Origin of the sequence: Pedococcus ginsenosidimutans, from assembly GCF_039544395.1 — a bacterium.
GTDB lineage: Bacteria > Actinomycetota > Actinomycetes > Actinomycetales > Dermatophilaceae > Pedococcus > Pedococcus ginsenosidimutans.
Genome location: NZ_BAABLO010000004.1, coordinates 211,491 through 225,585, shown reverse-complemented (window position 1 = coordinate 225,585; position 14,095 = coordinate 211,491). Strand labels below are relative to the sequence as shown.

General features: G+C 72.4%; 12 protein-coding genes. 4 read left to right on the top strand and 8 right to left on the bottom strand.

All coding sequences use genetic code 11. From position 1 onward, the window contains the following. Position 1 precedes the first annotated feature (1 nt). The 5 genes from ABEA42_RS05865 to ABEA42_RS05845 all read right to left on the bottom strand — a co-directional run bounded on the left by ABEA42_RS05865 (position 2) and on the right by ABEA42_RS05845 (position 5,053). Positions 2–940, bottom strand: coding sequence for an NAD(P)/FAD-dependent oxidoreductase (locus tag ABEA42_RS05865; protein ID WP_345501795.1), 939 nt, complete (start codon positions 938–940; stop codon positions 2–4). Beyond that, on the bottom strand, positions 937–1,434 hold the full coding sequence (locus ABEA42_RS05860) for a zinc-binding dehydrogenase (protein WP_345501793.1): 498 nt from the start codon (positions 1,432–1,434) through the stop codon (positions 937–939). The genes ABEA42_RS05865 and ABEA42_RS05860 overlap by 4 nt, the downstream gene beginning before the upstream one ends. A gap of 9 nt (positions 1,435–1,443) precedes the next feature. Next, complete coding sequence (locus ABEA42_RS05855) at positions 1,444–1,995, bottom strand: NAD(P)-dependent alcohol dehydrogenase (RefSeq protein WP_345501792.1); 552 nt, start codon at positions 1,993–1,995, stop codon at positions 1,444–1,446. After that, on the bottom strand, positions 1,992–3,479 hold the full coding sequence (locus ABEA42_RS05850; protein WP_345501791.1) for an MFS transporter: 1,488 nt from the start codon (positions 3,477–3,479) through the stop codon (positions 1,992–1,994). The genes ABEA42_RS05855 and ABEA42_RS05850 overlap by 4 nt, the downstream gene beginning before the upstream one ends. Before the next feature lie 200 nt (positions 3,480–3,679). Then, a complete protein-coding gene (locus tag ABEA42_RS05845) occupies positions 3,680–5,053 on the bottom strand; it encodes an alpha/beta fold hydrolase (protein WP_345501789.1) in 1,374 nt (457 codons plus the stop codon). Positions 5,054–5,303: 250 nt separating this feature from the next. Here ABEA42_RS05845 and ABEA42_RS05840 point away from each other — a divergent pair, with 250 nt between their 5' ends. The 4 genes from ABEA42_RS05840 to ABEA42_RS05825 all read left to right on the top strand — a co-directional run bounded on the left by ABEA42_RS05840 (position 5,304) and on the right by ABEA42_RS05825 (position 11,594). After that, positions 5,304–6,059 (top strand): HD domain-containing protein, encoded by a 756-nt coding sequence (locus ABEA42_RS05840; protein ID WP_345501788.1) that lies wholly within the window; start codon positions 5,304–5,306, stop codon positions 6,057–6,059. Between the two features lie 115 nt (positions 6,060–6,174). After that, the gene (locus ABEA42_RS05835) at positions 6,175–7,044 is read left to right on the top strand and encodes a CPBP family intramembrane glutamic endopeptidase (protein WP_345501787.1); all 870 of its coding nucleotides are present in this window, start codon (positions 6,175–6,177) and stop codon (positions 7,042–7,044) included. Between the two features lie 99 nt (positions 7,045–7,143). Beyond that, positions 7,144–9,909, top strand: coding sequence for a helix-turn-helix transcriptional regulator (locus ABEA42_RS05830; protein WP_345501786.1), 2,766 nt, complete (start codon positions 7,144–7,146; stop codon positions 9,907–9,909). A 155-nt stretch (positions 9,910–10,064) separates the two neighbouring features. Next, a complete protein-coding gene (locus ABEA42_RS05825) occupies positions 10,065–11,594 on the top strand; it encodes an MFS transporter (protein ID WP_345501785.1) in 1,530 nt (509 codons plus the stop codon). Between the two features lie 186 nt (positions 11,595–11,780). Here the strand turns inward: ABEA42_RS05825 and ABEA42_RS05820 are convergent, their stop codons facing one another. The 3 genes from ABEA42_RS05820 to ABEA42_RS05810 form a co-directional block, all read right to left on the bottom strand. Continuing rightward, positions 11,781–12,236 (bottom strand): zinc-binding metallopeptidase family protein, encoded by a 456-nt coding sequence (locus ABEA42_RS05820; protein WP_345501783.1) that lies wholly within the window; start codon positions 12,234–12,236, stop codon positions 11,781–11,783. 2 nt (positions 12,237–12,238) lie between these two features. Further along, on the bottom strand, positions 12,239–12,655 hold the full coding sequence (locus ABEA42_RS05815; protein WP_345501782.1) for a hypothetical protein: 417 nt from the start codon (positions 12,653–12,655) through the stop codon (positions 12,239–12,241). A gap of 513 nt (positions 12,656–13,168) precedes the next feature. Continuing rightward, the gene (locus ABEA42_RS05810) at positions 13,169–13,921 is read right to left on the bottom strand and encodes a hypothetical protein (protein ID WP_345501780.1); all 753 of its coding nucleotides are present in this window, start codon (positions 13,919–13,921) and stop codon (positions 13,169–13,171) included. Positions 13,922–14,095 lie beyond the last annotated feature (174 nt).

Sequence of the window (14,095 nt, the reverse complement as noted above, 5' to 3'; positions counted from 1 at the left end):
CTCAGGGCGCCGCGTCTGCGTTGGTCAGAGCAAGGGCGGCGCGGACGTCTGACTCGACGAGGTCGGTGTTGATGGCGATGGCTGCGGCCGACCCTTCTCCCGCTGCCGTGATGACCTGGGCCCGGGGGTTGGCGACGTTGCCGGCGACCCACACACCGGGGACGCTGGTCGCGCCGTTGGGTCCGGTGGTGACCCACCCCTGGTCGTCGAACTCGCATCCGAGGCCGGCGAGGAGGTCGGAGTGCGGGGTGTACCGGGGTGGCACGAACACCGCGCTCCTGTGGATGACGCGCCCGTCCGTCAACGCGACACCCGTCAGGTCGTCGTGGTCGATGACGAGGTGGTCGACCTCTCCTTCGACGACGCGGATGTCGCGGGCGCTCAGCGAGGAGTGGTCCTGGACGGTGAGGGCGCCGTCGGGGGCGAACAGGATGAGGTCCTGGGTCCACTGGCGCACGATGTGGGCATACCTGACCGTGTCCGGTCCGTGCCACAGGACGCCGAGCGGCTGGTCACGGACTTCCCACCCGTGGCAGTACGGACAGTGCAGGACGTCCCTGGTCCACCGGTCGGCCAGCCCGGGGATGTCGGGCAGCTCGTCGCGCAGGCCGGTGGTCACCAGCACTCGCCGGGCGGTGAGGCGCTGCCCGTCCTGCAGCAGCGCCTGGAACGCGGACTCATCGATGTCGCGTGTGAGCTCGCCGACCGTCCCGTGCACGATGGTGACGCCGTACCCGGTGACCTCCTCCCGGCCGGTGCTCAGCAGCTCCGCAGGTGGCAGTCCGTCACGCGAGAGGAACCCGTGCATGTGTGCGGCTGGGGCGTTCCGGGGCTGGCCCGCGTCCACGACGACCACGGTGCGGCGGGCTCGGCCGAGGACGAGGGCGGCGGACAGCCCGGCAGCTCCGCCACCGACCACGAGGACGTCGCAGTCGTTCATGCCGGCACGGTGGAGTGGTCGCCCCGAGCCGACGTGTCGCCGGGGGTGGGCTGGTCGGGCACGATGACGACCTTGCCGCGGACCTTCCCGGTCTCGAGCATCTGCATCGCAGCCTTGGCCTGGTCGAGGGGGTAGGACTCAGCGAGGGCCGGGACGAGCCGACCGGACTCGAGGTGCTCGGTGAGCTCTTCGAGGTCGCTGGCGCGTTCCTTGGCCATGAGGATGGCGAGGCGCTGGCGGATGAAGAGCGACAGGGCGGCTCCACGAAGCTGGCGGCCCATGCCGGTGATGTCGCCGGTGTCCTCGCTGCCGACGAACACGACGGTGCCGCGGGGCTTCAGGGCTCGGCGCAGACGGGTCAGGGATGCGCCGCCACCAATGTCGAGGATGAGGTCGTAGTGGCGGGTGCCGTCGGCGAAGTCGTCCTTGGTGTAGTCGAGGACGTGGTCGGCGCCGAGGCTGCGGACGAAGTCGGTCTTGGCGGTGCTGGCCACGCCGGTCACCTAGGCGCCGAACGTCTTGGCGAGCTGGACGGCGTAGCTGCCGACGCCTCCGGAGGCGCCGATGACCAGGACCTCCTGGCCTGGCTGGACCTTCCCGACGTCGCGCAGGGCCTGCAGGGCGGTGCCGGCGGAGATGGGGACGACGGCGGCCTGTTCGAAGGTGAGGTGGGCAGGTTTGTGCGCGAGCTTGTTCTCGGGTCCGACGGCGTACTCGGCGAAGGACCCGGGGGCGACGCCGTACACCCGGTCGCCGGGGGCGAAGCGGGTGACGGCGGAGCCCACCTTGGTGACGGTGCCGGCCACGTCGCGTCCGGAGATGGGGTTCTTGGGGCGGCGCAGCCCGGTGGCGGGTCGCATGGCGTACGGCTTGCCGGTCATGAGGTGTTCGGTGCCGCGGTCCAGGCCGGCTGCGTGGACCTTGATGAGCACCTCGTGGTCACCGGGTTCGGGAACGGGCACGTCGCTGAGGCGGAGGACCTCGGAGGAGCCGTAACGGTCCTGGGTCACTGCCTTCATGCTGACTCCCTGTGCGGAGGTGGTCGTGGACTTCATGGTCTTGCTTCCTTTCGTGGGGTGGGTACTGCTTTCGACGCAGTTCGGCGGCGAGTTCTGGCGAGGGTGGTGCCGAGGGCTGCGGTGGCGAGGGCGACCGCGGCGGCGGCCGTGAACGCGGCGGTGAAGCCGGCAGTGCCGAGGGTGTGGCCGGCGTGACCGCCGGAGGCGACACCGATGGCGGTGAAGCTGACGGTGCCGAGGGCTGCGCCGACCTGGGTGGCGGACCCGGCGAGGCCGGAGGCGAGTCCGGCGTGCGTGGACGGCACTGCCGAGGCGATGACCATGGTCGTGGGGGTGAAGCTGAGCGCGACGCCGATGGCGACAGCGAGCAGGCCGGGAAGGACGGCGACCAGGTAGCCGTGGCCGGCGTCGGCGTGGCCGAGCCACAGGTGGCCGACGGCAAGGATGACCAGACCCGCGACGAGGGCCCGCTGCGGGCCGAGCTTCCCCAGGAGGCGCGGCAACAGGGTGAGCGAGAAGACGAACCCGCTCAGGGAGGTGGGGACCATCGCGAGCCCGGCCTCCCGGGGTGCCATGGCCAGTGACTGCTGCAGGTACAGCGCGACGAGGACGAACGTGGAGGCGCGTGCGGCGCCACCGAGGACGGCGATGCCGACGCCCGCGCCCAGGGTGCGGGACCGGAACAGGCCGAGCGGCAGGAGCGGGTCCGGGGTGCGGCGCTCGACCGCGACGAACGTCGCGAAGAGTGCCACGGCCGTGGTGAAGGTGCCCACCACGAGGGGGGAGGTCCAGCCGTGGTCGGCGACGGCGAGGGCGCCGTGGACGAGGGCGACGACGGCGCCGGTGATGGCAGTCGCTCCGTACCAGTCGAAGCGGCGGCGGGGGCCGCGGGCACCTTCGGGCAGGACCGAGCGGGCGAGGACGACGGCGGTCATGGACACGGGGACGGTGACGAGGAAGACGGACGACCACCCGAACGCGCTGACGAGCAGGCCGCCGGTCACCACACCGGCCGCGCCGCCGAGCGCCGAGGCGGCGCCCCAGATGCTCATGGCCCGTGCCCGCGCGGGGCCGGGGAACGTCAGGAGCAGCAGCGACATCGCGGCGGGGCTGAGCGCGGCGGCACCGACGCCCTGCACGATGCGCCCGCCGACCAGCTGGGCAGCGGTGGACGCGAACGCGGCGAGGAGGGTGCCGGCCGCGAAGAGCACGGAGCCGGCGACGAACAGTCGTCGCCGGCCGAACTGGTCCGCGGCCCGACCCGACAGCAGCAGGAGCCCACCGAACGCGAGGACGTAGGCGTTGACCACCCAGGTGATGCCGGTGGGGCGAAGGCCCAGGTCGGCCTGGATCGACGGCAGGGCCACGTTCACGATGGACGTGTCGAGCATGACGACGAACTGCGCGGAGACGAGGAGGCCCAGGGCAGCCCAGCGGCGGCCCGCAGCGGCGGTTGCCGGGGGCATCGTGGCGGTCTCGGCCGTGAGGGTGGCGGTCTCGGCGGTGAGGGTGGCGGACACGGTCGGCTCCTTCGGTGGGACTGGTCGTCTGTGCGTTCCACGGTCGTGGAACGGGCGGGTGCTCGCCCCGGCGCAATGGCCGGGATCGGCGAGGCGGCGCGGTGCCGGCGCAGTGCCGGCGCAGTGCCGGCCGTCACCCGGAGAGGGTGAATGCGGCGATGTCCCGCTCCGAGGGCTGGCGCCCTCGGAGCGGGCGCCGGTTACCGGGTGGGTACGGAGCCGTGGGTGCGGGCGGCGGTGACGACGTCGTCGATGGCGGTGACGGTCTGGGCTGCCCCGGCCGGGTTGTGCAGGAACCCGACGTGGTCCATGTCGGCGACCGTGTGCCGGGTGTTCGTGGACAGGGCGGCCATCTGGTCCTGGGCAGTGGCCCAGCCGGGCTTGGCGTCGACGTTCGCCTTGGCGGTCAGGACGGCCAGGGGTCGGCTTCCCAGTGTGGTCAGCGCCTGCGCCTGGGCGAAGGCCGTGGGCAGTTCGGCCTGCTCGGCACGCATGGCGGTCCAGCCGCGGGGGCTGTCTGCGAACGTTGCTGCTTGCCGGCCCGCGTTCCCGGGCAGGTCCGGGGTGGCCACGGCGGCCAGGACGTGGCCGACGCCGAAGCGGAACAGGGTGGGTGCGGCCGCGAGGACGCGGCGCATGACCTGGTACTCGCCGTTGAACGTGCTGACGACCTCGACCTGGTTCGGGCTTGCGCTGTCGACCAGGACGACACCGGCGACCTGGGACGGGTAGAGGTGGGTGTACGTCAGGGCGTGCACGCCGCCGGAGGAGTGCCCGGCGAGGACGAACGGGCCGGTCTCCCCGGCCGCGGCGAGGAGCTTGTGCAGGTCGATGGCTGCGGTGGTGGCGTTGTCGGCGTTGGGGGAGCTGTCGCTCCACCCCTGTCTGGCGCGGTCGTAGGCGCACACCCGGGTGCTCCGGGCGACCTGCGGCTGGATGCGAGCCCACTCAGGGGACGTCTCGCCGAGCCCGTTGAGCAGCACCACGGTGGGCGAGCCGGTGCCGGTGCAGTCCAGGTGCAACCGGTACCCGCCCACATCGACGAGGCGGCCGCTCGCGGGTCCGGCGGCAGTGCGGGGATCCCCGCCGGCGACCTGGGCGAGGCCTCCGAGGCCGGCCGCGACCATGACGGCGGCGACCGGGTAGAGCACGACGCGAGCCCGTCGGCTCGGCAGGTCGCGGCGGGTGCGCCACCCGGTCCACACGCCGAGCGCCGCGAGCGCCGGCGCCCACACCCAGGGCAGGTGGCTCATGACCGGCTCACCGGGGTCGACCACGGCCAGCAGCGCGCCGCTGGCGGCGAGAGCAGTCGCAGGGACGCGAGCCCACCGCTGGGGGCGGTTCGTGTACCGGGCGGTCAACCGGGCCAGCGCCGCCCACCCCGCGGCGAACGCGACCAGGGCGGCGCCGACGACGCGGGCCTCGGACGCGGACGGGAGGACGATGAACGTGGTGATGGCGGCGGCGATGGCGCCGGTGGCCATGGACGCGAAGGCGATGCGCCCGAACGGGCCTGTGGCCGGCGCAGTCGGGGTGGTCTCGGCCGCTGTGGCGGTCGTTGTGGTGGTGCTCATGGTGCTTGCCCTCTTCCTGGTCTTCCACGGTGGTCGGCCTCGGGCACCACGGTCGCGGTGATCGAGGGTCCCTCGCCCCGGTCACATGGCCGGGATCGCCTGTCCGTTCGTGGTGCGCCACCGAGCTGGGGAGCAGGGGACCCGGCCATGTGACCGGGGCGAGCACCGGCCACCTGAGGGCACCCTCGAGGTCCTGACACCCTCGTGGGCAGTGGTGCCCGTGGACCGACGGAGGACACAGATGAGCTCGGTGAGCACCGTGGGAACCATCGACTGGAGCCGTCGCACCGGTGGGCGGCTCGCGCCGTCCGAGCGGCGCGTCCTGCTGGTGGACGTGGCGCGAGCCCACGGCACGAACGCGCTGGGGCGGCTGCTGATGGCGGTCCACCTGCACCCGGGCCGGAACGCGTACGTGCCACCTGCACGACTGCGGGCACCGGACTCGCCCCTGACCCGGGCAGCAGACGACACGGCGGTTCGCCTCCTGCCCGGCACCCTCCTCGCCCACAGCCACCGGACATACGTGTTCGGGCGAGCGCTCGGCGAGCTGGAGGGCATCGACGTCGACAGCGAGGTGTTGTACGCAGCCGCCCTGCTGCACGACACCGGCCTCGTCCTGGCCGAGGGCGTGGACGACTTCACCCTCGCGTCGGCGCGGGTCGCGTGGGACGTCGCCGAGCGGGTGGGTCTGTCCACGGCGGCGACCGAGACGTTGCAGACGGCCATCACGATGCACCACAGTCCGCGCGTCACCCCGGCCGCCGGCCCTGTCGCGTACCTGCTCTCGGCGGGTGCGGGTGTCGACGTCGTGGGCTTGCGGGCCTGGGACCTGCCCCGCGGCGTCCTCGAGGGTGCCGTCGCTGAGCATCCCCGCGAGGGTTTCAAGCGGTCGTTCGCACTCGCCTGGGCCGACGAGGCGGCACGGGTTCCGGGCGGGCGGGCGCAGCTCCTGCGTCGGTACGGCGCGTTCGGGGCCGCCATCCATATCGCACCCTTCGCCGAGTAGGCGCGGGGCGGATCGCCGCAGTCCCGGCCGATGTGCCGGGGTGAGCGGGCGTGGTGCCGAGGAGGGTCGAAGCCGTCACCCCGACCACCGGAACCTTTGCCTGGAGATGACCGCCATGGACGTCGACACCCACACCCCGAACCGCACGCGCTACCCCGACGACGGCATGGACGGCGCGACGCGTTCGCGTCGTCGTAGGGTCGTCGAAGCGGTCGCGTTCGTTGCCGTGTGGGTAGCTGCCGGGTACCTGCTCCGCCTGTCCAGCAACGCATACCTGCTGCTCGGCATACCGCTCACTGCCGCGTTCCAGGCGCTGGTGCGCCGCCGCCCTGTGCGCGAGCTCTTCGCGTCCGGAACGACCCGGTTCGCGCTCACCGGGAAGGGTGCCGCGCTGGCTGCCGTCCTGGCGGCCACGCCGGCGTACTACGGGGTCCGGGCCGTGGGTGAGCGCGACTGGGCGACGGTCGGCTGGTACGCCGCGGCCATGGGCGGTGCTGCTGCGGCTGCGTTCTCGCTGCGGGCGAGCAGCGTCGCGACCACGGTGCGTGACGCAGCCCGACCCATCGCGGTGGGTGCTGGTGGCTTTGCCACCGTGTACGGCGTCCTGCACGTGGCGACCGGCGCGCCGCTCCCGGCTGCGGCTGCCCTGGGCGCGCTGGTGAAGTACACGGCGTTGTACTTCCCGGCGACGTTCCTGCTGGAGGAGGTCGCGTTCCGAGGCGCCGTCGACGCTCACGTGCACCACGACGGTGAGTCGCGTGGGTGGGCGTCGGCCGTGTTCGTCTCGGCGCTGTGGGGGCTGTGGCACCTGCCGGTGTCGTCGGGGTTCCCCCTGCCGGCGCGGGTGGCGGAGCTGCTCCTGGTCCACGTGGTCATGGGTGTGTGGTTGTCGTTCGCGTGGCGCCGCACCCGGAACCTGGCTGCTCCGGCGCTGGCGCACGCGGTCAACGACGCCGTCCGCAACGCCACCATGCTCGGCCTGTGACCGTGCCCTCACCCCGGGCGCAGGAGGTGCGGTCGACCGTGGCCGTCCTACGTCTTCGGTCGGCGGCGGCCCGGCGTGGAGCGGCGGTACGGTCTGCTCGTGCTCCACGGTCGTGAACTCGAGCAGGCGCAGCTCGCCGCCCTGGTCGACCAGGCACGCGCCGGGACCGCTGGGGTGCTCGTCGTCCGGGGCGAGGCCGGCATGGGGAAGACGAGCCTGCTGCACGAGCTGACGGTGTCTCCAGGCGCCAGCGCCGGATCGCTTGGTGCTGACGGCGGGGCCGGGCGCGTGCTGCGCACGTCGGGCGTCGAGTCCGAGTCGCCCCTTCCGTATGCAGCGCTGCACCGTCTGCTGAGACCGGCCCTGGACATGGGCGGGCTTCCGGGTCCGCAGGCTCGGGCACTGCGGGTCGCGTTCGGCCTCGAGGACGGACCCACGGTCGAACCGTTCCTCGTCGGGGTCGGCACCCTCTCTGCCCTGACCGACATCGCCGATCGGTACGGGTACCTGGTGTGCGTCGTCGACGACGCACAGTGGCTCGACTCCGCCTCGGCGGACGCGTTGCTGTTCGCCGCCCGGCAGCTGTCGGTGGATCCGGTGGCGCTGGTCTTCGCCGCCCGCACCGGCGAGCCCGGCGCCCCTGACTTCGCCCCGACCGGGCTGCCGGTCCTGGAGCTGCGCGGCTTGGCCGAGCCCGCCGCCCGTGCGCTGCTCGAGCAGCGCACGGGCGGCCCGGTGCCGGACGAGGTCGCCGACCGGCTCGTGTCCGACACCGGCGGAAACCCCCTGGCCCTGCTCGAGCTGCCACCCGAGCTCAGCCCGGCCCAGCTGCACGGGCAGGCGCCGATGCCGCAGCAGCTCACGCTGACCGAGGGCGTCGAGCGGGCCTTCCTGGACCGGTCCCGGCGCCTGAGCCCAGCGGTGCAGACGCTGCTGCTGGTCTCGGCTGCCGACGCCACCGGACGTGTCGACACCGTGCGGCACGCAGCCGGCGTCCTCGGGGTGGACGACAGCGCCTGGGACGAGGCGGAACGGTCCGGCCTGCTGAGCATCACCGGTGAGACGGTTTCCGTGAGGCACCCCCTGGTCCGCTCGGCCATCTACCAGGCCGCCACCAGCTTCGAACGCCGTCAGGTCCACCGCGTCCTCGCCGACGCTGTCGCGCCCACCGACCCGGACCGGGCCACGTGGCACCGTGCCGCCGCCGCCGAAGGCCCCGACCGGGACGTCGCCGACGCCCTCCACGACGTCGCGGCCCGCGCCGAGCAGCGCGGCGGCCACGTCGCAGCGACGGAGGCGTACGAACGCTCCGCGGCGCTGACCGTCGACGAACCCACCCGGGCCGCTCGACTGTTCGCCGCGGCGCGGACCGCGTGGGCAGCCGGCCACGCCGTCCGCAGCCGAGCTCTCGCCTCGTCCGCCCGTGACCTCGCCTCCGACCCCCTGCTGCGCGCCGACATCGACCGGTTGCGAGCCCGCAACGAGGTCTACCTCGGGTCCGCCCTCGATGCCCACCGCATCCTGACCGTTGCTGCCGTGGGCATCGCCGAGCTCGACCCCGGCCGCGCCCTGGAGATGGCGTGCGCGGCAGCTCTGAACCGCGCCCACGGCGCCGACAGCGGTGCCACCCTCCCGGCGGACCTGGTCAGCCGGTTGCTCACCGCGGACGAGGACGACACCTCACGAACCACGTGCCTCCGGCTGATGCTGGGCGCGCTCACGGCGTCGGCGGAGCACGACTGGCCGCGCGCCATCGCCCAGCTGGAGCAGGCTCTCGAGGCGGGCCGAGCCGTCGAGGACCTCGACGTCCTCGGCAACCTCGGCAACACGGCACTGCACCTGGGCCACGACGAGGGCACCCGCTTCTTCTACAGAACCATGGTGTCGACGGCGCGCGAGCGCGGCGCCGGCATGGCCCTCGTCTACGCCCTGCAGCGGCTCGCGTTCGCGCAGGTGTTCACGGGCGACTGGACCGGCCTGCGCAGCTCGGCCGACGAAGCGCTGAGCCTGGCTCGCGGCGTCGGGCAACCCAACCTGACCGCTTCACCCCTGGCCCTGCTGGCGCTCGTGGCGGCGCTGACCGGTGACGACCGGTACGACCAGTACCTGGCCGAGGTGGAGGACGTGACCGGGCGGTACGCCCTGGGCATCCTCACCGGGCCCACGCATGACGCCACCCGGTGGGCCAAGGGCGCCCACGCCGCCGCCCACGGTGACGCCGCCGAGGCGTTGCACCACCTGTCCCGGGTCCACGAGCTGGCGTTGCGGCAGATGGCGACCGTGGACCGCATCGACGCCGCGGTCCGTGCCGGTGACACCGCCCGGGCCCTGGCGTGGGTGGGCGAGCTCGCCCCGTTCGCGCACGCGACCGGCCACCCGTGGGCGCTCGGCGCGGTCAGCCTCGGCACCGCGCTGACCGCAGCCGACCGCCTCGACGCTGCGGCGGCGTTCGAGGACGCGGTCGGCCACTACCAGCGGGCGGGGCGCCCGTTCGACCTCGCCCGGGCCCAGCTCGCGTACGGGGAGTTCCTGCGCCGCACCAACCGGAGGGTCGACGCCCGCACGCACCTGCGGGCCGCCCTCGGCACGTTCAGCGACCTCGACGCGAGACCCCCGCTCGAACGCGCCACCCAGGAGCTGCGCGCGTCCGGTGAGACCGCCCGGAAACGTGACCCGTCCACGCTGCTGGACCTGACGCCGATGGAGCGCAAGGTGGCCGAGCTGGTCAGCACCGGCCTGTCGAACAAGGACGTGGCCGCCCAGTGCTGGGTGTCGCCACGCACGGTCGCGTTCCACCTGCGGAACGTCTTCACCAAGGTCGGGGTGACCTCACGTACCGAGCTCGCCCAGCTCGACTTCGGCTGACCCCGCGGCCCGGCTCCACCTGCGGTCGGCGGGCACAACCCGGCCAGATGACCGGGGCGAGCGTCTCGCTGCGGCGCGAGCGTGGGTGGCACACCGCAGCAGAACCTCCGAAGCGGTGCGACCCACCAGCCAGCATCCGCCAAGGAGAAGAAGCCATGCACGTCAAGCCAACGTCCGAACCGAGGGTCGCCGCAGCCTCCGGTGCAACCCGCACCGGACCAGTCGTCGCCCGGCACCATGGCCACACGGCCGCCGACACGCACCCGGGCGCCGGCGAGGACGGGCAGCGCCAGCCGTGGCTGGTCCTCGCCCTGGCTCTGGCCGCCCAGATCCTCGTCGTCCTCGACATCTCCGTCGTGAACACCGCCCTGCCGGCCATCGGCCGTGACCTCAAGCTGGACGGGTCGGCCATGCAGTGGGTCGTCACCGCCTACCTGATGATGTCCGGCGGCGGCCTGCTGTTCGGTGGCCGCATCGCCGACCTGCTGTCCCGCAAGTGGGTCTTCCTGAGTGGCCTGACCGTGTTCACCATCGCGTCCATCGTCAGCGGACTCGCCGACGGAGCGGGCGAGCTCATCGCCGCTCGCGCCGGCCAGGGCCTCGCCGCAGCCCTCATGACCCCGGCCGCGCTGTCCATCATCATGACCACGTACTCCGGTGCCCAGCGTCGCCTCGGCCTGACCCTGTGGGGTGCAGTCGGGTCCCTGGGCGTCGCCGCCGGCGTCCTGCTCGGCGGAGCGCTCACCACGTGGGGTGGCTGGCAGACCATCTTCTTCATCAACGCACCCGTCGGCGCCGTCGCCCTCGTGGCAGGGCTCAAGGTCATTCCCGCCGCCACCACCCCCGCCGTCACACTCCGGCAGTTCGACGTCGCCGGCGCCACCACCGTCATCGGCAGCCTCGCCGCCCTCGTCTACGGCCTCGGCGCCACCGAGCAGCACGGCTGGCTCTCCGCCCGCGTCCTCGCCGCGCTCACCACCTCGGCGGTCCTCGCGGTCGCGTTCAAGGTCCGGGAGAACAGAGCCGCCAACCCGCTCGTCCCCCCGCACACGTGGAAGGTCACGTCCCTCGTGTCCGGCACCACGGTCATGCTCGGCGTCAGCGGCATCCTCGTCGGCACCGTGTTCCTCGCCTCCATCTTCGTCCAGACCCTCATGGGGTTCTCGCCCATCCGGGCCGGCGTCGCGTTCGTCCCGTTCGCCCTGGCCATCACCGCCGGCACCGTCGTCGCCAGGCACGCCATGGCCCACGGCACCCCGCGCGCCGTCGCCAGCACCGGACTGGTCGTCCTGGCCGGCGGGGCCCTCCTGCTCACCCAGGCGTCCGCCGGGTCCAGCTTCGCCACCGGCATCCTGCCCGGACTCGCCACCATCGGACTCGGCGTCGGCATGGTCTTCGCCCCCGTGTCCGTCAGCGCCATGGCCGGCATCCCGCCACAGCACGCCGGCATGGCGTCCGGGTTCCTCATGACCGGGCACGAGGTCGGAGCAGCTCTCGGCGTGGCCGTCCTGTCCGCTGTCGCCAGCACCGCCGGCAGCCTCACCAGCGCCACCGGGGTCGTCGACGGGTTCGACCGCGGGTTCCTCGCAGCAGCCGTCATCGCCCTGGTCCTGGCCGTGTTCGCGTACCTGCGCATGCCTGCCACGCGGGTCGAAGGCGGTGCGGGGATGCACATGCACCACTGAAGAGGCAGCACTACACAGCCGTGCATCCAGCCGTCCCCGCCCTGTTCGCAGGGTGGGGACGGCTGCCCGGAGCGTCCGGGGCGTCCGGGGCGACCGGGGCGCCGCGAGGTGCGGTTCTCCTCGACGACGATTCGGGGGCCTGGCAGATCAAATCCGGCCGCTGTGCGCGTGCCACCCCTACGGGAGTCAGTCGCTGGCGGGGTGTAACCAGGCGAGGGCCGCGACGACGAGTGCCTCGGTGCCGGTGTCGAGGGTGGGCTGCAGGACGGGCGCGAATGCGGGGGAGTGGTTGACGGGAATGTCTTGCGCCACGCGACCAGAATCCACAGCCGCGCGGTACGTCTCAGGGTCGTTCCCGCCGATCCCCCAGTACGTGTAGGGCACACCGAAGGCTCTGGGGATGTCGCTGAAGTCCTCGCTTGCACTCTGGACCGGCAGCTCGCTCGCGCGGTCACCGAAGTGCACGTCGAACGCCTCAGCCACTTGCCGAGTGACATCCGGGTCGTTCGTGGTGGCGGGGAAGCCGTCGAACAGCTCGAAGTCCGGGTCGCGAGGACTGCCTGACGCCTGGCACTCCGCGACGACGATGCGACGGATGGCCTTGAGCACCGCGGCTCGGGTCTGCTCGTCGTACGTGCGCACGTTCAGCGGATGGGGTCGAACTCGAGCGACCTCGCCCGTGTGGCCAAGGCCGAGCGCACACAGGCGGCGGATACTTCGATCTCGGGCAAGGAATGAATGGGAAGACGCATCGGTGCGCAACGGGTGTCGCTCACGACGGAGAGCCCCGTCGCCGGCACGACATGGCGGCGAGGGTGCGGCGTGATCCGCGCCGACGACACCGGCTGGGTACATGCCATCACCGCGAGGATGACCCCGACGATGATCGCGACGGCGACCGCTTCCGCCCATGACGGGCGGCGTGCTGCCGGCGCGTAGGGGCTGCGCGGCATGGAGGTCAGGGTGCGCCGACGCCGCGGGTCGAGCTGGGGATCCAGTTCCCAGTTGTGGAACACCGAACAGGCGAAGCAAGTCTGGTACGGGTGGTCGAACGGGATCATCGGAGATCCCTCCCTCGGGAGCGCGCACTACCTTCTTCCGGGCGCCGGCACACCGGTGGTAACTGTGTGGGCTCGCCTGCAGGGCCCGAATCCGGGCAAGCGAGGCGCCCAAGGAGGGCGGTCCTGTCGTCAGACGCAGCCGGAGCGACGCCTACCCCGTGCTCGTGTTGCCGCGGCAGCCAAGGCGGATGTCAAGCGGCCCGGTCAGCAGCGCAGCGGCTGCCATGCCCTTCCCAGATGAGCGCGGGTCCAGCCCCGGACGGGTCTGGAAGACGTGACCATGCGGGACTCTCCGAGGCGTTGTGGCGGTGGGCACGTGGTCGATGCGCCGCCTCATTGGTTTCCCCGCAGACTGCGAGGCTACTCGCGGCGGTACCCACGGCGCTTGCGCCGTTGTGGTGAAAGCCGGGTAATGCGGATGCTGTATCTGGCTCTGGACGTACCGAACCCGAGCCGTGCGTGGTCGGTGCGCGCGCGTCCCAACCGTGCAGCGGCCCGCGCCGTCAGGTGCGTTCACGGGGCGGTCAGGCCGCTGGTCGCGATGGAGTGGTCGGTACTGGTGGACAGTTCCTCGTCGCTGGCGAACCAAGCGGCCGGTGCAGTGGCCGTGACCTTCGCGACGACCGCTGCATCGGACTTGCTCACGTGCAGTGGGTAGTCCTGGCCAAGAGCCATGTCCGTCGCCAAGATGGACAGCCTGGCTGGCTGGTGCGGCTGCAGGGTCTGCGGTGTGGTGTCCAAGGTGCTGTCACCGAATGCCATGGGGCACAGCTCCTGACCGCCACCGACCTGCACGACCGGGACGCTGTTGGCGGTCAGGTCAGCAACCATGTACGGGTCGTAGCGGGCGCAGAAGCCGTGGGGCACCTTCCAGTAGGCGAACAGCCTCACTGGTTCGGCGAGGTCGTAGGGCTCTGCGCCGGTGTTCGTCAGGGTGTAGTAGCCGCCCATCTGGGGGACCGTGACCAAGCCTTTGGTGGGGTTCTGCGGATCGCGCGACCCGGTGCCGGGTGCGGTGATGACGGCATGGACCTCGAACGTGAAGACGCCTTTGGCGGTGCTGACTCTGGTGCTGTCAACCCATGCTGGCCCTCGCGGGACGGCGGGTGTGTGTGGCAGGGCGGTCGGGTTCGGCAGCCCTTGATGTACGGGGGTGCGGTCGCGAAGGGCGCCTGCGGCGACCGCAGCTGCTGCTCCGGCCACCGCGACGAGCAGGACCGCAGCGACGGTGAGTTGCGCGCGTCGGCCGGCCAGGTGACGCCGCATGGCTCGAGCGTCACCGCCGGCTCGTCGGGCTTGAGGCTGGTCGACCGGAGCGTGGCTCGTCCTGGGTTGTGGTGCTTGTCGGGAGTTGCGGATGGGTCGCATTTACCTCACCTCAGGGGATCGTGCTTGAGCTGGCAGGACAGAAACCGTGACTGGGGGTCGCGGCGTGACGAT